We start from the raw sequence: 18426 nt of genomic DNA on the forward strand, positions 1-18426 counted from the left end.
AAGGAAGTAGAACCTTGCTCGACGTGAACGAGTTCGGCGATCTGCGCATCGGCCTGGCCACGGCGGAGGACATCCGCACGTGGTCGCACGGTGAGGTGAAGAAGCCCGAGACGATCAACTACCGCACGCTCAAGCCGGAGAAGGACGGCCTGTTCTGCGAGAAGATCTTCGGCCCCACCCGCGACTGGGAGTGCGGCTGCGGCAAGTACAAGCGCGTGCGCTACCGCGGCATCGTCTGCGAGCGCTGCGGTGTCGAGGTGACCCGCTCCAAGGTGCGCCGCGAGCGCATGGGCCACATCGAGCTCGCCGCTCCGGTGACCCACATCTGGTACTTCAAGGGCGTCCCGTCGCGCCTCGGCTACCTGCTCGACCTGGCCCCGAAGGACCTGGAGAAGGTCATCTACTTCGCGGCCTACATGGTCACCGAGGTGGACGAGGACGGCCGTCACGAGGACCTTCCGCAGCTCCGCAACGAGCTGGAGAAGGAGAAGAAGGCGATCGCGAACGACCGCGACGTCCAGATCAACGCCCGTGCCGAGAAGCTCGAGAAGGACATCGCCGAGCTCGAGGCCGAGGGTGCCAAGGCCGACGTGAAGCGCAAGGTCAAGGACGGCGCGGAGCGCGAGATGGCGAACGTGCGCAAGCGCGCCGACGCCGAGATCGAGCGTCTCGACGCGGTGTTCGACCGCTTCGCGAACCTCAAGGTCCAGGACCTCGAGGGCGACGAGCTGCTGTACCGCGAGATGTCGCGCCGCTTCGGCTCGTACTTCAAGGGCTCGATGGGTGCCGAGGCCATCCAGAAGCGCCTCCAGACCTTCGACCTGGACGCCGAGGCCGAGAAGCTCCGCGAGATCATCGCGAACGGCAAGGGCCAGCGCAAGACCCGCGCCCTCAAGCGCCTCAAGGTGGTCAACGCGTTCCTGACGACCACCAACTCGCCCGAGGGCATGGTGCTCGACTGCGTGCCGGTGATCCCGCCGGATCTGCGCCCGATGGTCCAGCTCGACGGTGGCCGCTTCGCGACGTCCGACCTGAACGACCTGTACCGCCGCGTCATCAACCGCAACAACCGCCTCAAGCGCCTGCTCGACCTCGGTGCGCCCGAGATCATCGTGAACAACGAGAAGCGCATGCTGCAGGAGGCCGTCGACTCGCTGTTCGACAACGGCCGCCGCGGTCGCCCCGTCACGGGCCCCGGCAACCGCCCCCTCAAGTCCATCTCGGACATGCTCAAGGGCAAGCAGGGCCGCTTCCGCCAGAACCTGCTCGGCAAGCGCGTCGACTACTCGGGCCGTTCGGTCATCGTGGTCGGCCCGACCCTGAAGCTGCACCAGTGCGGTCTGCCCAAGCAGATGGCGCTCGAGCTCTTCAAGCCGTTCGTCATGAAGCGCCTGGTCGAGCTCAACCACGCGCAGAACATCAAGTCCGCCAAGCGCATGGTGGAGCGCAGCCGTCCCGAGGTGTGGGACGTGCTCGAGGAGGTCATCCGCGAGCACCCGGTGCTGCTCAACCGCGCGCCGACGCTGCACCGCCTGGGCATCCAGGCGTTCGAGCCCCAGCTGGTGGAGGGCAAGGCCATCCACCTGCACCCGCTCGTCTGCGGCGCGTTCAACGCGGACTTCGACGGCGACCAGATGGCCGTGCACCTGCCGCTCTCGGCGGAGGCCCAGGCCGAGGCCCGCATCCTGATGCTGTCCTCGAACAACATCCTCAAGCCGTCCGACGGCCGCCCCGTGACCATGCCCTCGCAGGACATGATCATCGGCCTCTACCACCTGTCGCTGCTCAAGTCCGGCCAGCCGGGCGAGGGCCTCGCCTTCGGCACGCAGTCCGAGGCGATCATGGCGCTCGATGCGGGCACCATCTCGCTCAACTCGGAGATCCAGCTCCGCGTCGACGGCGACACCGTGCCGCCGGTCGACCACGAGCTGCCCGAGGGCCACGTCGAGGGCGAGCCCTTCATGCTCACCACGACGCTCGGCCGGTCGCTCTTCAACGACCTGCTCCCGGTCTCGTACCCCTACGTCAACCGCAACGTCGACAAGAAGGTGCTCGGCGACATCGTCAACACCCTCGCCGAGCGGTACGAGAAGGTCGAGGTCGCCGCCTCGCTCGACGCCCTCAAGGCGGCGGGCTTCCACTGGGCGACGCGCTCCGGCGTGACCATCGCCATCGGCGACGTCGCGACCCCCGCGAACAAGCAGGAGATCCTCGAGCGCTACGAGGCCCAGGCGGCCAAGGTCCAGGACCAGTTCGACACCGGTCTGATCACCGACGACGAGCGCCGTCAGGAGCTCATCGAGATCTGGACCCAGGCGACCAACGAGGTCGACAAGGCGATGCGCGAGTCGTTCCCCGAGCACAACACCGTCCACACCATGGTCGGCTCCGGTGCGCGAGGCAACTGGATGCAGGTCCGTCAGATCGCGGGTATGCGCGGCCTGGTGGCCAACCCGAAGGGTGAGATCATCCCGCGTCCGATCAAGTCGAACTACCGCGAGGGCCTGTCCGTCCTCGAGTACTTCATCGCCACCCACGGTGCCCGCAAGGGCCTCGCGGACACGGCGCTGCGTACCGCGGACTCGGGCTACCTCACGCGTCGTCTGGTCGACGTCTCGCAGGACGTGATCGTGCGCGAGGAGGACTGCGGCACCGAGCGCGGCCTGAGCATGCCGATCGTGGAGCTCACCGCGGGCGGCGACAAGGTCCAGCACGAGCGCGTCGCGACCTCCGTCTTCGCGCGCACGCTGGCGACCGACGTCCTCGACACGGCCGGCGAGGTCGTGGCGAAGGCGGGCTCGGACGTGGGCGACCTGCAGATCGACACGCTGATCGGTCACGGCGTCACGGACGTCAAGGTCCGCTCGGTCCTGACCTGCGAGTCCGTCGTGGGCACGTGCGCGAAGTGCTACGGCCGTTCGCTCGCGACCCGCGAGCTCGTCGACATCGGCGAGGCGGTCGGCATCATCGCCGCCCAGTCGATCGGTGAGCCGGGCACCCAGCTGACGATGCGTACGTTCCACACCGGTGGTGTGGCCTCGGCGGACGACATCACGCAGGGTCTGCCGCGTGTCCAGGAGCTCTTCGAGGCCCGCACCCCCAAGGGTGAGGCCCCGATCTCCGAGGTCGCCGGCACGCTCAAGGTCGACGACTCGGAGGCGACGCGCCGCCTGGTCATCACCCCCGACAACGGCGACGAGGTCATCGAGTACCCCGTCACCAAGCGCTCGCGCCTGCTGGTGCAGGACGGCGAGCACGTCGAGGTCGGCCAGCAGCTGGTCGCCGGTGCGGTGGACCCGAAGAACGTCCTCCGCATCCTCGGCCCGCGCGCCACGCAGAAGCACCTGGTCGACGAGGTGCAGAACGTGTACCGCTCGCAGGGTGTGGAGATCCACGACAAGCACATCGAGGTCATCGTGCGTCAGATGCTGCGACGCGTGACCGTGCTCGACTCCGGCGAGACCAACCTGCTCCCGGGCGAGCTGGTCGAGCGGAGCCGCTTCGAGAACGCCAACCGTGAGACCGTGACCGCCGGCGGCAAGCCCGCCTCCGCGCGTCCCGAGCTCATGGGCATCACGAAGGCCTCGCTCGCCACGGAGTCCTGGCTCTCGGCGGCCTCCTTCCAGGAGACCACCCGGGTCCTGACCGAGGCGGCGATGTCGGGCAAGTCCGACCCGCTGATCGGCCTGAAGGAGAACGTGATCCTCGGAAAGCTCATCCCCGCTGGTACCGGCCTCGCGCAGTACCGCACGGCGACGGTCGAGCCCACCGAGGAGGCGAAGGCCAACCTGTTCCCGACCTTCGGGTACGAGGAGTGGGACGGCCAGTTCTTCGGCGAGGGGACCGGCGAGGCCGTGCCGCTCGAGGAGTTCGACATCCGCGACTAGCACAACCGACGGGGTCGGGGCGGGACCTTCCGCTTTGACGGCGGCGCGGCGCGCAGGTATCTTAGATGCTTGTGCCCGCGTCGCCGGGCCCCCGAACCGCGCCCATCGGCGCGGTACCCGATGGAACGACACGCCCGGGCGCGGGGGTCGGGCCGACACGACAAGACGATTTCTCATCACCGATGACAGACATGGACACGGAGAAGTAGTGCCTACGATTCAGCAGCTGGTCAGGAAGGGCCGTCACCCCAAGGCCTCCAAGACCAAGACCCCGGCTCTTCAGTCGAGCCCCCAGCGTCGCGGCGTGTGCACCCGCGTCTACACCACCACCCCCAAGAAGCCGAACTCGGCGCTTCGCAAGGTGGCGCGTGTCCGCCTGTCGACCGGCATCGAGGTCACCGCGTACATCCCCGGTGAGGGCCACAACCTCCAGGAGCACTCGATCGTGCTCGTCCGTGGCGGTCGTGTGAAGGACCTCCCGGGTGTCCGCTACAAGATCATCCGCGGCTCGCTCGACACCCAGGGTGTCAAGAACCGCCAGCAGGCTCGCAGCCGCTACGGCGCGAAGATGGAGAAGAAGAAGTAATGCCTCGCAAGGGACCGGCCCCCAAGCGGCCCATCATCAACGACCCCGTCTACGGCGCCCCGGTCGTCACCCAGCTCATCAACAAGGTGCTGCTCGACGGCAAGAAGTCGACCGCCGAGGCGATCGTCTACGGCGCCCTCGAGGGCGTCGCCGAGAAGTCCGGCCAGGACGCGGTCGTCGTGCTCAAGCGCGCGCTCGAGAACGTCCGCCCCGCCCTCGAGGTCCGCAGCCGCCGCGTCGGTGGCGCGACCTACCAGGTGCCGGTCGACGTGCGCCCGGTGCGCGCGAACACCCTCGCGCTGCGCTGGCTGGTCGACTTCTCGCGCCAGCGTCGTGAGAAGACCATGACCGAGCGCCTCATGAACGAGATCCTCGACGCCTCCAACGGCCTGGGTGCCGCTGTGAAGCGCCGCGAGGACATGCACAAGATGGCCGAGTCGAACAAGGCGTTCGCGCACTACCGCTGGTAGTCGCGACCCCGTTCGCTCACTTCGACGATTTCTAGGGAGAACCTCTCGTGGCACAGGACGTGCTGACGGACCTCACCAAGGTCCGCAACTTCGGCATCATGGCTCACATCGACGCCGGCAAGACCACCACCACCGAGCGCATCCTGTTCTACACGGGCATCACCTACAAGATCGGCGAGGTGCACGACGGCGCCGCGACGATGGACTGGATGGCCCAGGAGCAGGAGCGTGGCATCACCATCACCTCCGCGGCGACGACGTGCTTCTGGGACAAGACCCAGCTGAACATCATCGACACCCCGGGCCACGTGGACTTCACCGTCGAGGTGGAGCGCAACCTGCGCGTGCTCGACGGCGCGGTCGCGGTGTTCGACGGCAAGGAGGGCGTGGAGCCCCAGTCGGAGACCGTGTGGCGCCAGGCCGACAAGTACAACGTCCCCCGCATCTGCTTCGTCAACAAGATGGACAAGCTCGGCGCGGACTTCTACTTCACGGTCGACACCATCAAGTCGCGCCTCGGTGCCCGTCCGCTGGTCATCCAGCTCCCGATCGGTGCGGAGTCCGACTTCCTCGGCGTCGTGGACCTGGTCCAGATGAAGGCCCTCGTGTGGCCCGGCGACGCCAAGGGCGACGTGACCATGGGCGCCTCGTACGAGACCCAGGAGATCCCGGCCGACCTCGTCGACAAGGCGGAGACCTACCGCGCCGAGCTCCTCGAGACGGTCGCCGAGACCGACGAGGACCTCATGGAGAAGTACCTCGAGGGCGGCGAGCTGACGGTCGACGAGATCAAGGGCGCCATCCGCAAGATGGTCATCGCCTCCGAGATCTACCCCGTCCTGTGCGGTTCCGCGTTCAAGAACCGCGGCGTGCAGCCCATGCTCGACGCGGTCGTGGACTACCTGCCGTCGCCGCTCGACATGCCGGCGATCGAGGGTCACGAGCCGGGTGACGAGGAGGTCGTCATCGAGCGTCACGCCGACGCCGAGGAGCCCTTCTCCGCGCTCGCGTTCAAGATCATGACGCACCCGTTCTTCGGCCGTCTGACCTACATCCGCGTGTACTCCGGTCACGTCGACTCCGGCGCCCAGGTCATCAACGCGACCAAGGGCAAGAAGGAGCGCATCGGGAAGATCTTCCAGATGCACGCCAACAAGGAGAACCCGGTCGACGCGGTCACCGCGGGTCACATCTACGCCGTCATCGGCCTCAAGGACACCACCACCGGTGACACCCTGTGCGACCCGGCCAAGCCGGTCGTGCTCGAGTCGATGACCTTCCCCGAGCCCGTGATCCACGTGGCGGTCGAGCCCAAGACCAAGGGCGACCAGGAGAAGATGTCGGTCGCGATCCAGAAGCTGGCCGAGGAGGACCCGACCTTCCGCGTCAAGCTCGACGAGGACACCGGCCAGACCGTCATCTCCGGCATGGGCGAGCTGCACCTCGACATCATCGTCGACCGCATGAAGCGCGAGTTCAAGGTCGACGCGAACGTCGGCAAGCCGCAGGTCGCGTACCGCGAGACCATCCGCGGCACCGTCGAGAAGCACGACTACACGCACAAGAAGCAGACCGGTGGCTCCGGCCAGTTCGCGAAGGTCCAGATCTCGATCGCGCCTCTCGAGGCCGACGCCGAGGTCCAGTACGAGTTCTCGAACGCCGTCACCGGCGGTCGCGTGCCGCGTGAGTACATCCCGTCGGTGGACGCGGGCATCCAGGACGCCATGAACATCGGCATCCTCGCCGGCTACCCCATGGTGGGAATCAAGGCCACCCTGCTCGACGGCCAGTACCACGACGTCGACTCCTCGGAGATGGCGTTCAAGATCGCCGGCTCGATGGCCTTCAAGGAGGCCGCGCGCAAGGCCCAGCCCGTGCTGCTCGAGCCCGTCATGGCCGTCGAGGTGCGTACGCCCGAGGACTACATGGGCGACGTCATCGGCGACCTCAACTCCCGCCGTGGCCAGATCCGTCAGATGTCCGACGCCGCCGGTGTCAAGGTCATCGACTCTCTGGTCCCGCTGTCGGAGATGTTCGGCTACGTCGGCGACCTGCGTTCGAAGACGCAGGGCCGCGCGGTGTACTCGATGACCTTCGACAGCTACGCAGAGGTTCCTCGCAACGTTGCCGAGGAGATCATCGCTAAGACCCGGGGCGAGTAGTCCCACCGGTTGAAGTAGGAAATAATACGACCAGTAGGGATGCGCCCCACGATGGTTGACCCCATCAGCAGTCGGATCCTCTACCCGAGTCTCACCACCAATTCAGGAGGAAGCCACCATGGCTAAGGCCAAGTTCGAGCGGACCAAGCCGCACGTGAACATCGGCACCATCGGTCACGTCGACCACGGTAAGACGACGCTGACCGCCGCCATCTCGAAGGTGCTGCACGACCAGTACCCCGAGCTCAACCCGTTCACGCCGTTCGAGGACATCGACAAGGCTCCCGAGGAGCGCGAGCGCGGTATCACCATCAACATCGCGCACATCGAGTACCAGACGGAGAAGCGTCACTACGCTCACGTCGACGCTCCGGGTCACGCCGACTACATCAAGAACATGATCACCGGTGCCGCCCAGATGGACGGCGCGATCCTGGTGGTCGCCGCGACCGACGGTCCGATGGCCCAGACCCGTGAGCACGTGCTGCTCGCGAAGCAGGTCGGCGTCCCCTACCTGCTCGTGGCGCTGAACAAGTCGGACATGGTCGACGACGAGGAGATCCTCGAGCTCGTCGAGGTCGAGGTGCGCGAGCTCCTCTCCTCGCAGGGCTTCGACGGCGACAACGCGCCTGTCATCCGCGTCTCCGCGCTGAAGGCGCTCGAGGGCGACGCCGAGTGGGTCAAGACCGTTCAGGACCTCATGGAGGCCGTGGACGAGAACGTCCCGGAGCCCGAGCGTGACATGGACAAGCCGTTCCTGATGCCGATCGAGGACGTCTTCACGATCACCGGTCGTGGCACCGTCGTCACCGGCAAGGTCGAGCGCGGCAAGCTCAAGATCAACTCGGAGGTCGAGATCCTCGGCATCCGCGAGCCGCAGAAGACCACCGTCACCGGCATCGAGATGTTCCACAAGTCGATGGACGAGGCGTGGGCCGGCGAGAACTGCGGTCTGCTGCTCCGCGGCACCAAGCGTGAGGACGTCGAGCGCGGCCAGGTCGTGGTCGCCCCCGGCACCACCACCCCGCACACCTCGTTCGAGGGCCGCTGCTACATCCTCGACAAGTCCGAGGGTGGCCGCCACAACCCCTTCTACACGAACTACCGCCCGCAGTTCTACATCCGCACCACGGATGTGACCGGCGTCATCACGCTGCCCGAGGGCACCGAGATGGTCATGCCGGGCGACACCACCGAGATGACGGTCGAGCTCATCCAGCCGATCGCCCTCGAGGAGGGTCAGGGCTTCGCGATCCGCGAGGGTGGCCGTACCGTGGGTTCCGGCACCGTCACCAAGATCCTCAAGTAAGTCCCCCGCGACTTCGCTCGAAGGCCCCCCGCCGCATGGCGGGGGGCCTTCGTGCTCCCCGGGCGGGACGATGCGGGTGGTCGGAGGGCTCCCGCCCTCCTGTTACGGTGGCCGCGTGGCAGCCATCCTGACCCGCGCCGAGCGGCTCGCACGGTCCGTCGCCGTGTGGGACCCTCACCGCGACACCGCGCATGCGTCCCTCCTGAGCGGCAGCGGCCGCTCGGGCACCACGTGGCTCCTGGAGGCGTACTCGCGTGCGGGCCGGCTGCGGCCCATCTTCGAGCCGGTCCGGCCGGACCTCGACGCGCGGTTCAGCGACCTCCGCCCGGGCCGCTACGTCCCTGTCGACGCGGAGCGCCTCCCCTCCCAGGAGGCGGTCGAGGACCTGCTGGTCGGCCGGTACCGCCACCCGTGGGCGGATCAGGAGGCGTCGCTCAACCCGTTCCTGCGCTACCGCGGCCGCCTGATCAAGGAGATCCGGTTCCCGATGTGGGCGGGGTGGGTCGCCCACCGTCACCCCGATGTGCGGATCGTCCACGTGATCCGTCATCCGCTGGCCACGCTCAGCAGCCAGAGCGTGCTCGGCTGGGTCCCCGAGCGGATGCACTACATGATGGCGCAGCCGGAGCTGGTGGACGGGCTGCTGGGCGACCGTCCGCTGCGGGAGCTCGCGAGCGGGGACGACGCCACCGCGCTCATCACGCGCTGGGCGATCGAGAACCTGACGGCCGCGCGCACCTACGGCGGCGCCCGCTCCGCGCTCGTCTCCTACGACGCCGCCGTCGAGGACCGGTCCGAGCTGGATCGCGGCGCGCGGTGGCTCGGGATCGACCCGGCGCGCCTGACCAACCTGGAGAAGCCGTCGAAGATGTCGCACGCCAAGGGTGCGAACGCGCACGCGGGCAAGGACCCGCGTGCGTGGATGAAGCGGATCGACGCCTCGCAGCAGGCCGCCGCGGCCCGTGTCCTCGACGCCGTGGGCCTCGCGGAGGCCTTCCCGGTGGACGGGACCGTCGACCGCGAGGCGCTTCAGCGCTGGTGGGAGCGCGGCGGGCGCGACTGACGCGCGGGGCTCAGGTCCAGCCCTCGCCGGCCTCCCGCAGCCCGATCGTGAGCTCCACGGAGCCCGGTCCCGTCTGATCGACGGCCACCGACTCCGCCTCCAGGCCCGCGGCGAGCACGTCGCGATGCGCGGCCATCGCGGCGACGGCGGCCTCGTCGTCGACGCGGCAGGCGGCGATCACGGCGCCGTCGCGCTGCGCGACGGAGGTGAGGACGGGACCGCGGTAGGAGCCGTCCGTACCCACCTCGGCCAGGCCCGCCAGCTCCATGCCGTGCTCCCAGCGCCAGCGCAGGTCCCGGGCGTACGCCCGCAGGCTCGGGTCGGTGGCCGTGTTCGGGAACCGGTCGGGACGGTGAGGCCGCCAGGGCTCCATGCCCGAGCCGTGGAGCCGCCAGGCCACCGCCGCCGCCGGCACCAGGACGATCAGCGACGCGGCCGGATGCAGCAGCGCGAGCGCGCCGGCGGGCACGGCGACGGCCGCGATCGTCAGGGCGGGACGCGCCCACGCGCGCCAGGCGTCGGCGGACACGCGGGGGCCGGGATCGACGGCGGGGGAGAGGGTCATGTCGGGTCCGATCGGTCGGCGGCTGTCGGCAGGGCCGGCATGCGGCTCCCGCTCCTGGGCACCCTACCCCGGCGGTCGGTGCGCCACCGCAGGCGGATCCCGTCGAGTGCCCGGCATCTCGCGGCAGGCTCCCAGCATCCTGCCAGGGTCGGCCCTCTACCTTCGGGGTGCACCGTCCCCGACCGAGAGGCACTCCTCCCATGATCACCATCCGTCCCGCCGTGCGGCGCGCGCTCGCCCTGGGCGTCGCCGTCGGGCTCGCGACGACCCTGGCCGCCTGCAGCGCCACCGATGACTCGTCGACCACCGAGTCGACGACGTCGACGGCCTCCACCTCCTCGACCGCGGTGACCGCGGCCTCCGAGGACTCCAACACCGCCGAGGTGGTCGCCGCGGCCGAGGCCTTCCTCGCGACGCTCGACGAGGACCAGCTCGCGCTCGTGCAGCTCTCCTACGACGACCTCGAGGACAAGGCCAACTGGTCGAACCTGCCCAACGGGCAGGTGGACCGGCCCGGTCTCGCGCGCGGCGACATGACCGACGAGCAGCTCGCCGCGCTCGACGTCCTGCTCCAGGCGATGCTCTCGGACGAGGGCTACGAGGAGGTGCAGGAGGTGATGACGGCCGACGACGTGCTCGCGGGCAACGTCGAGACCTCCTACCGGTACGGCGAGGACTCCGACGACGCGCTGAACTCGAGCTCGAGCGGCGCCGCCGCGGCGGGCGGGCCGGGGGACGGCGGCACGCCGCCGGACATGGGCGACGGCACCGCCCCGACCGACGTCCCGACCGACGGCGCGATGCCGACCGGCGACGTCGCGACCGCCCCGGGCGACATGGGTGGCGGCCTCGAGTACGGCTCGGACCTCTACTTCATCGCCTTCTACGGCGACGTCTCCGCCGACTCGACCTTCGAGATCCAGTTCGGCGGCCATCACCTCGCGCTCATGGCGGCGTACTCCGGCGACACCGTGACCATCGCGCCGTACTTCGCGGGCATCGAGCCCCAGTCGTGGACCACGACCGACGGCGAGAGCTCCGAGCCGCTCGGTGAGAAGAAGGCGGCGGCACAGGCGCTCATGGCGTCGCTCACGGACGACCAGGCCGCGGCGGCCGAGCTGTCCATGGTCTACAACGCGGTGGTCATGGGCCCCGGTGAGGACTCGGGTGACTACCCCGATGACGAGGGCATCCTGGTCTCCGACCTGACGGAGGAGCAGCAGGAGCTCGTCACCGCGCTGATCACCGAGTACGTCGGCGTCCTCGACGAGGACGAGGCGCAGGAGATCATCGACACCTACGTGTCGCAGTACGGCGAGACGTACCTCTCGTGGTCGGGCGCCCTCGACACCGACGACGGCTCCACGTACCTCCGCCTCTCCGGGCCTCAGGTGTGGATCGAGTTCGACATGGAGAACGGCATCGTCTACGACGCCCTCCACATCCACTCGGTCTACCGCGACAAGCTGTACGACTACGGCGACGCGTCGCAGTACGCGTCGTGACGGCGTCGACCACCGGTGCCGCGCATCGTCCCCTCCGGGGGACGATGCGCGGCCTGGCTGCGCTGGTGCTCGCGGCCGCCGCGGTGGTGGGCCTGGGCGCCGGCGCGGCCGAGGCTCACCCCGCCGAGACCACGGCGGTGCTCGTCAGCATCGACGAGGGCAGCGTCGAGCTCGAGCTCCAGGTGCCCGTGCGCCAGTACAACGCGGCGACCTCCTCGGACCTCGACGTCGACGGCGCCGACGTCGAGGCGCGCGCCGACGAGCTCGCCGCCTATGTCCTCGACCGGCTCGAGGTGGCCGACGCGGACGGCGCGCTCGACCTGTCCGTGTCCGCGGTCGCGGAGACCACCGTGAACGATCTCCCGACGGCCGACATCGTGGTGATCGCCACCGCGGCGGACGGATCCGTCGACGGCGACGTCGCGATCGAGTACGGGGTGCTGATCGACACCCTCGCCACCCACGAGGTGTACGTGTCGCTGGTCTCCGACTGGGAGGGCGGCACCCTCACCGACGAGGAGCCGGAGCTGGTCACGGTGCTCGACTGGGAGCACACCACGGCGCAGGTCTCCCGCGACGACGGCGGCTGGGCCGAGGGTCTGTGGGCCACCGTGAGGCTCGGCGCCTCGCACATCGCCGCCGGCCCCGACCATGTGCTCTTCCTCGTCCTGCTCCTGCTCCCGGCACCGCTCGTCGCGGTCGGGCGCCGGTGGGTCCCGCGTCAGGGCACCCTGCGGGAGACGGCCGGTGCGGCCGCCCGGCGAGCGGCGACGCTGGTGACCAGCTTCACGGCCGGCCACACGATCTCGCTCGCGCTCGTGTCGCTCGGGCTGATCAGCCTGCCGACCGTCGTCACCGAATCGCTGGTCGCCCTGTCGGTGGTGGCCGCCGCGGCGCACGCCATGGTGCCCGCACTCCGCCGCGGCGAGGCGTGGACCGCCGGTCTGTTCGGGATCGTCCACGGCACCGCGTTCGCCACCACCCTGGTCGCGCTCGACCTTCCGTTGGGCCGGTTGGTCGCCGCGATCGTCGGCTTCAACGTCGGCGTCGAGCTGGCTCAGCTGGTGGTGGTCGCCGCGCTCCTGCCCGCGCTCGTGTGGGCCGCGCGCAGCCGCTGGTTCGCGGGGCTCCGGTGGGCCGCGGCGGCGGCCGGCGCCGTCGCGGGCGCCGCGTGGCTGGTCGGCGTGGTGCGCGGGGAGGCCTCCGTGCTGGGAGCGGCGTTCGACGCGATCATCGCCCACCCCTGGCAGGCCTACGCCGTCGCCCTGGCGACCCTCGCCGTGGTCTCGGTGGGCCCCCGCGTGAGACAATCGTCGTCGCCGGTCCGTGAGGCTTCGAGACCCACGGCCGAGACCGTCGTCGCCCGCTGAGGGCGTATGGCCGGTCGGGGGTGACCGTGTTGCACGGGAACCCCCGATCTGGCACAATGTTCAGGTTGCCTATTGCGGGCAGCCACACCTTCACCCACGGATCACCGAGGAATCGGGTGGCGGACGCGCGTCCTGGATGTGCGACACGCCCGAGCGCGGGGGTCGGGGTGATGACCATAGTTGTACGAGAGAAAAGGCAGAACCACGCCATGGCGGGACAGAAGATCCGCATCCGGCTGAAGAGCTATGACCACGAGGTCATCGACTCCTCGGCCCGCAAGATCGTCGAGACGGTCACGCGTGCTGGCGCGTCCGTGGTGGGCCCCGTCCCGCTGCCGACCGAGAAGAACGTGTTCTGTGTGATCCGTTCTCCCCACAAGTACAAGGACTCCCGCGAGCACTTCGAGATGCGCACCCACAAGCGCCTCATCGACATCGTGGACCCGACGCCCAAGGCCGTCGACTCGCTCATGCGTCTCGACCTCCCCGCGGACGTCAACATCGAGATCAAGCTCTAAGCACCGCTCAAGCCCATAAGGACTGAATCACCATGACTACGACTTCCAATGCCCAGCGCGCGGTCTCCGCGCTGCTCGGTACGAAGCTGGGCATGACGCAGGTCTGGGACGCCGAGGGACGCATCGTCCCCGTCACCGTCCTCCAGGTCGACACCAACGTCGTGACCCAGGTGCGCAACGCAGACAAGGACGGCTACGAGGCCATCCAGCTCGCGTTCGGCACCGTCGACCCGCGCCGCGTCACCAACCCGCTCAAGGGCCACTTCGAGGCCGCCGGCGTCACGCCGCGCCGCCACGTCGCCGAGGTCCGCACCGCGAACGCGTCCGAGTACGCGCTCGGCCAGGAGATCACCGCCGAGGTGTTCGAGGCCGGCCAGCTCGTCGACGTGACCGGCACCACCAAGGGCAAGGGCACCGCCGGTGTCATGAAGCGCCACGGCTTCAAGGGTGTCGGCGCCTCGCACGGTGCGCACCGCAACCACCGCAAGCCGGGCTCCATCGGTGGCGCGTCGACGCCTTCGCGCGTCTTCCGCGGCCTCAAGATGGCCGGCCGCATGGGCAACGCCCGCAAGACCGTCCAGAACCTCCTCGTCCACTCGGTGGACGTCGAGAAGGGTCTGGTGCTCGTCAAGGGCGCCGTTCCCGGCAACAAGGGCGGCGTCGTTCTCATCCGCTCCGCTGTGAAGGGTGCGTGATCCGCATGGCTCCCACCAAGAATGTCGTGCTCCCCGCGGAGATCTTCGACGTCGACACCAACGTGCCGCTGATCCACCAGGTCGTGGTCGCGCAGCTCGCCGCCGCTCGTCAGGGCACCCACGCCACCAAGACCCGCGGCGACGTCCGCGGCGGTGGCCGCAAGCCCTACAAGCAGAAGGGCACCGGCCGCGCCCGTCAGGGCTCGACCCGTGCGCCGCAGTTCGCCGGCGGTGGCACCGTCCACGGGCCGCAGCCGCGTGACTACGCGCAGCGGACCCCCAAGAAGATGAAGGCCGCCGCTCTTCGTGGCGCGCTCTCCGACCGCGCCCGCGCCGGCCGCGTGCACGTCGCCGACTCCCTCGTGAAGGGTGACGCGCCGTCGACCAAGGCCGCCATCGAGGCTCTCGCCGCGCTGACCGCCGGGCGCTCCGCGCTCGTCGTCATCGAGCGCTCCGACGAGCTCACGGCGCTCTCGCTGCGCAATGCGGCCGACGTCCACGTGCTCTTCGTGGACCAGCTCAACACCTACGACGTGCTCGTCGCCGACGACACGGTCTTCCTCAAGGGCGCGTTCGACGCGTTCGTCGCGGGCCCTGCCACCGGCAAGTCCGTGAAGGCCGTCGCGACCGAGGCCGAGGCGGAGGAGAAGTAACGTGACCGCTCTGAACAAGGACCCGCGCGACATCATCGTGCGCCCGATCGTCTCCGAGAAGACCTACGGCCTGATGGACGAGGGCAAGTACACCTTCGAGGTGGACCCGCGCTCGAACAAGACCGAGATCAAGATCGCGATCGAGCAGATCTTCGGTGTGAAGGTCGCGTCGGTCAACACGATCAACCGCAAGGGCAAGACGCGCCGCACGCGCTTCGGCCTGGGCAAGCGCAAGGACGTCAAGCGCGCCATCGTCACCCTCGCCGGTGACGAGGCCCTCGACATCTTCTCCGGCCAGGTCGGCTAGAAGGACAGGTAAGCACTCATGGCTATTCGCAAGTACAAGCCGACGACGCCGGGCCGCCGTGGCTCGTCCGTCGCCGACTTCGTCGAGGTCACCCGCTCGGAGCCCGAGAAGTCGCTCGTCCGCCCGCTGCACAAGAAGGGCGGCCGCAACAACACCGGTCGCATCACCACCCGTCACCAGGGTGGCGGTCACAAGCGCGCCTACCGCGTGATCGACTTCCGTCGTCACGACAAGGACGGCGTGCCCGCGACCGTCGCGCACATCGAGTACGACCCCAACCGCACCGCCCGCATCGCGCTCCTGCACTACGCGGACGGCGAGAAGCGCTACATCATCGCCCCCGAGAAGCTCGGTCAGGGCGACCGCGTGGAGGCCGGCGCCGGCGCTGACATCAAGCCCGGCAACAACCTCCCGCTGCGCAACATCCCGGTCGGTACCGTCATCCACGCGATCGAGCTCAAGCCCGGTGGCGGCGCCAAGATCGCCCGCTCCGCGGGTGCCTCGGTGCAGCTCGTCGCGAAGGACGGCCCCTACGCCCAGCTGCGCATGCCGTCCGGCGAGATCCGCAACGTCGACGCGCGCTGCCGCGCGACGATCGGCGAGGTCGGCAACGCCGAGCAGTCGAACATCAACTGGGGCAAGGCCGGCCGCATGCGCTGGAAGGGCAAGCGCCCGACCGTCCGTGGTGTCGTCATGAACCCGGTCGACCACCCGCACGGTGGTGGTGAGGGCAAGACCTCCGGTGGTCGCCACCCGGTCTCGCCGTGGGGCAAGCCCGAGGGCCGCACCCGCCGTCCCAACAAGGAAAGCGACAAGCTCATCGTGCGTCGCCGCAAGACCGGCAAGAACAAGCGATAAGGAGCCTGAGAAATGCCGCGTAGCCTCAAGAAGGGCCCCTTCATCGACGACCACCTGCAGAAGAAGGTGGACGCCCAGAACGAAGCCGGTTCGAAGAACGTCATCAAGACCTGGTCCCGTCGGTCGGTCATCACCCCCGACTTCCTGGGTCACACCTTTGCCGTGCACGACGGCCGCAAGCACGTCCCGGTGTTCGTCACCGAGTCGATGGTCGGCCACAAGCTGGGCGAGTTCGCCCCCACGCGCACGTTCAAGGGCCACGTCAAGGACGACCGCAAGGGCCGCCGCTAAGGCGCCTGAGCGAAGGTAAGAGGAGTTAGAACATGGAAGCCAAGGCGCAGACGCGGTACATCCGCGTGACCGCCCAGAAGGCTCGCCGCGTCGTGAACCTGGTCCGTGGTCAGAACGCCGTGGAGGCCGCCGCCTCGCTGAAGTTCCAGCCGCAGGCCGTCGCGACCGATGTGCGCAAGCTCATCGAGTCCGCGATCGCGAACGCCCGCGTGAAGGCCGACAAGGCCGGCGAGCGCTTCGACGAGCGCGAGCTCGTCATCAAGGAGATCTTCGTGGACGAGGGTCCGACCATGAAGCGCATTCAGCCGCGCGCTCAGGGTCGGGCGAACCGCATCCTCAAGCGCTCCAGCCACATCACCGTGGTCGTCGCGACCCCGGTCGCTGCCAAGGAAGGGGCCAAGTAATGGGTCAGAAGGTCAACCCCCACGGCTACCGCCTGGGCATCACGACCGACCACCGTTCGCGCTGGTTCGCCGACTCGACCAAGAAGGGCGAGCGCTACCGCGACTACGTGGACGAGGACGTCAAGATCCGCAAGATGATGTCGGAGGGCCTCGAGCGCGCCGGCGTGTCGAAGGTCGAGATCGAGCGCACGCGTGAGCGTGTCCGCGTCGACCTGCACACCGCGCGTCCGGGCATCGTCATCGGCCGTCGTGGCGCCGAGGCCGACAAGCTTCGCGCCAACCTCGAGAAGCTCACGGGCAAGCAGGTCCAGCTGAACATCCTCGAGGTCAAGAACGCCGAGGTCGACGCTCAGCTGGTGGCTCAGGGCATCGCCGAGCAGCTCGCCTCGCGCGTCTCGTTCCGTCGTGCCATGCGCAAGGGCATCCAGTCCGCGCTGCGCGCCGGCGCCAAGGGCATCCGTGTCCAGTGCTCCGGCCGTCTGGGCGGCGCGGAGATGTCGCGCTCGGAGTTCTACCGCGAGGGTCGCGTGCCGCTGCACACCCTCCGCGCGAACATCGACTACGGCTTCTTCGAGGCCCGCACCACCTTCGGCCAGATCGGCGTGAAGGTGTGGATCTACAAGGGCGACATGACGGAGAAGGAGTGGGCCGCCGAGCAGGCGAAGGCCCCCCGTCCGCAGCGCGGTCGTGGCGACCGCCGTGGCCCGCGTCGTGACTCCGCCCCCCGTTCGGCCGAGGCCCCCGCGGCCGAGGCCCCGGCTGCCGAGGCCCCCGCGGCCGAGGCCGGTAAGGAGAGCTGAGAATGCTTATCCCCCGTCGAGTGAAGCACCGCAAGCAGCACCACCCGAAGCGTTCGGGCGCTGCCACCGGTGGCACCTCAATCGCGTTCGGCGACTTCGGCATCCAGGCTCTCGAGCCCGCCTACGTCACGAACCGCCAGATCGAGGCCGCGCGTATCGCGATGACCCGTCACATCAAGCGTGGTGGAAAGGTGTGGATCAACATCTACCCCGACCGTCCGCTGACGAAGAAGCCCGCCGAGGTCCGCATGGGCTCCGGTAAGGGCTCGCCCGAGTGGTGGGTCGCGAACGTCAAGCCCGGTCGCGTCATGTTCGAGCTCGCGGGTGTCCCCGAGGAGCTGGCGCGCGAGGCCATGCGCCGCGCGCAGCACAAGCTCCCCATGAAGACCCGCTTTGTGACCCGTGAGGGTGGTGACATCTGATGGCCATCGGTACCAAGGACCTCATGCCCTCCGAGCTGGACGGCATGGAGAACGAGCGCCTGGTGGAGGAGCTGAAGAAGGCCAAGGAGGAGCTGTTCAACCTGCGCTTCCAGTCGGCCACCGGTCAGCTCGAGAACCACGGCCGCCTGAAGGCGGTCAAGCGCGACATCGCCCGCATCTACACGATCCTGCGCGAGCGCGAGCTGGGTATCCGCACCGCGCCCTCCGCGAAGGCATAAGGAAGCAGCACATGTCGACTAAGAAGCACACGACGGCGACCGAGGAGCACCGCGCGTACCGCAAGACGCGCCGTGGCTACGTCACGTCGGACAAGATGGACAAGACCATCACCGTCGAGATCGAGGACCGCGTCAAGCACCCGCTCTACGGCAAGGTCATGCGCCGCACGAGCAAGATCAAGGCTCACGACGAGCTCAACACCGCCGGCATCGGCGACCTCGTCGTCGTGATGGAGACCCGCCCGCTGTCCGCTTCCAAGCGGTGGCGCCTGGTCGAGATCGTCGAGAAGGCCAAGTAACTACTAGTTCGACCAGGCTCGCT

The 18426-nt window shown here is 68.7% G+C and carries 20 protein-coding genes; 19 read left to right on the forward strand and 1 reads right to left on the reverse strand.

Annotation, left to right across the window (positions count from 1 at the left end; translation table 11 throughout):
* Positions 1-14 precede the first annotated feature (14 nt).
* The 6 genes from QQX13_RS04075 to QQX13_RS04100 all read left to right on the forward strand — a co-directional run bounded on the left by QQX13_RS04075 (position 15) and on the right by QQX13_RS04100 (position 9477).
* Positions 15-3887, forward strand: coding sequence for a DNA-directed RNA polymerase subunit beta' (locus QQX13_RS04075; RefSeq protein ID WP_301119559.1), 3873 nt, complete (start codon positions 15-17; stop codon positions 3885-3887).
* Positions 3888-4095: 208 nt separating this feature from the next.
* Positions 4096-4473, forward strand: coding sequence for a 30S ribosomal protein S12 (gene rpsL, locus QQX13_RS04080; protein ID WP_301119561.1), 378 nt, complete (start codon positions 4096-4098; stop codon positions 4471-4473).
* Positions 4473-4943, forward strand: coding sequence for a 30S ribosomal protein S7 (gene rpsG / locus QQX13_RS04085; RefSeq protein WP_301119563.1), 471 nt, complete (start codon positions 4473-4475; stop codon positions 4941-4943). The genes rpsL and rpsG overlap by 1 nt, the downstream gene beginning before the upstream one ends.
* Positions 4944-4990: 47 nt before the next feature.
* A complete protein-coding gene (gene fusA / locus QQX13_RS04090; protein WP_301119564.1) occupies positions 4991-7105 on the forward strand; it encodes an elongation factor G in 2115 nt (704 codons plus the stop codon).
* Between the two features lie 118 nt (positions 7106-7223).
* Complete coding sequence (gene tuf / locus QQX13_RS04095) at positions 7224-8414, forward strand: elongation factor Tu (RefSeq protein ID WP_301119566.1); 1191 nt, start codon at positions 7224-7226, stop codon at positions 8412-8414.
* A gap of 115 nt (positions 8415-8529) precedes the next feature.
* Entirely contained in the window at positions 8530-9477 is a 948-nt protein-coding gene (locus QQX13_RS04100; RefSeq protein ID WP_301119568.1) for a hypothetical protein, read from the forward strand.
* A 10-nt stretch (positions 9478-9487) separates the two neighbouring features.
* Here the strand turns inward: QQX13_RS04100 and QQX13_RS04105 are convergent, their stop codons facing one another.
* Complete coding sequence (locus QQX13_RS04105) at positions 9488-10042, reverse strand: hypothetical protein (protein WP_301119571.1); 555 nt, start codon at positions 10040-10042, stop codon at positions 9488-9490.
* Between the two features lie 200 nt (positions 10043-10242).
* Between QQX13_RS04105 and QQX13_RS04110 the strand changes: the two genes are divergently transcribed.
* From QQX13_RS04110 to rpsQ, 13 genes are all read left to right on the forward strand, one after another.
* Entirely contained in the window at positions 10243-11547 is a 1305-nt protein-coding gene (locus tag QQX13_RS04110; RefSeq protein ID WP_301119573.1) for a DUF3500 domain-containing protein, read from the forward strand.
* Positions 11544-12917 carry a HupE/UreJ family protein gene (locus tag QQX13_RS04115; protein WP_301119575.1) on the forward strand — a complete coding sequence of 458 codons (1374 nt, stop codon included), beginning with the start codon at positions 11544-11546 and terminating at the stop codon, positions 12915-12917. The genes QQX13_RS04110 and QQX13_RS04115 overlap by 4 nt, the downstream gene beginning before the upstream one ends.
* 209 nt (positions 12918-13126) lie before the next feature.
* Positions 13127-13435, forward strand: a complete 309-nt coding sequence (gene rpsJ / locus QQX13_RS04120; RefSeq protein ID WP_042213186.1) for a 30S ribosomal protein S10 — start codon at positions 13127-13129, stop codon at positions 13433-13435.
* A gap of 32 nt (positions 13436-13467) precedes the next feature.
* The gene (gene rplC / locus QQX13_RS04125; protein WP_301119581.1) at positions 13468-14130 is read left to right on the forward strand and encodes a 50S ribosomal protein L3; all 663 of its coding nucleotides are present in this window, start codon (positions 13468-13470) and stop codon (positions 14128-14130) included.
* A gap of 5 nt (positions 14131-14135) precedes the next feature.
* Positions 14136-14783 carry a 50S ribosomal protein L4 gene (rplD, locus tag QQX13_RS04130; protein ID WP_301119584.1) on the forward strand — a complete coding sequence of 216 codons (648 nt, stop codon included), beginning with the start codon at positions 14136-14138 and terminating at the stop codon, positions 14781-14783.
* 1 nt (position 14784) lies between these two features.
* On the forward strand, positions 14785-15090 hold the full coding sequence (rplW, locus tag QQX13_RS04135) for a 50S ribosomal protein L23 (RefSeq protein ID WP_301119586.1): 306 nt from the start codon (positions 14785-14787) through the stop codon (positions 15088-15090).
* A gap of 18 nt (positions 15091-15108) precedes the next feature.
* Positions 15109-15948: a 50S ribosomal protein L2 gene (gene rplB, locus QQX13_RS04140; protein WP_301119587.1), complete on the forward strand. Its 840-nt coding sequence runs from the start codon at positions 15109-15111 to the stop codon at positions 15946-15948.
* Between the two features lie 12 nt (positions 15949-15960).
* A complete protein-coding gene (rpsS, locus tag QQX13_RS04145; protein ID WP_301119589.1) occupies positions 15961-16239 on the forward strand; it encodes a 30S ribosomal protein S19 in 279 nt (92 codons plus the stop codon).
* Between the two features lie 32 nt (positions 16240-16271).
* The gene (gene rplV / locus QQX13_RS04150) at positions 16272-16643 is read left to right on the forward strand and encodes a 50S ribosomal protein L22 (protein WP_301144548.1); all 372 of its coding nucleotides are present in this window, start codon (positions 16272-16274) and stop codon (positions 16641-16643) included.
* Positions 16643-17443, forward strand: coding sequence for a 30S ribosomal protein S3 (rpsC, locus tag QQX13_RS04155; protein WP_301119592.1), 801 nt, complete (start codon positions 16643-16645; stop codon positions 17441-17443). Before rplV ends, rpsC begins: the two co-directional genes overlap by 1 nt.
* Positions 17444-17445: 2 nt before the next feature.
* Positions 17446-17865 carry a 50S ribosomal protein L16 gene (rplP, locus tag QQX13_RS04160; RefSeq protein ID WP_062293962.1) on the forward strand — a complete coding sequence of 140 codons (420 nt, stop codon included), beginning with the start codon at positions 17446-17448 and terminating at the stop codon, positions 17863-17865.
* A complete protein-coding gene (gene rpmC, locus QQX13_RS04165) occupies positions 17865-18104 on the forward strand; it encodes a 50S ribosomal protein L29 (protein ID WP_062293959.1) in 240 nt (79 codons plus the stop codon). Before rplP ends, rpmC begins: the two co-directional genes overlap by 1 nt.
* Before the next feature lie 11 nt (positions 18105-18115).
* The gene (gene rpsQ, locus QQX13_RS04170; protein ID WP_062293957.1) at positions 18116-18403 is read left to right on the forward strand and encodes a 30S ribosomal protein S17; all 288 of its coding nucleotides are present in this window, start codon (positions 18116-18118) and stop codon (positions 18401-18403) included.
* Positions 18404-18426 lie beyond the last annotated feature (23 nt).

The sequence above is a fragment of the Demequina lignilytica genome, from assembly GCF_030418375.1.
GTDB classification, from domain to species: domain Bacteria; phylum Actinomycetota; class Actinomycetes; order Actinomycetales; family Demequinaceae; genus Demequina; species Demequina lignilytica.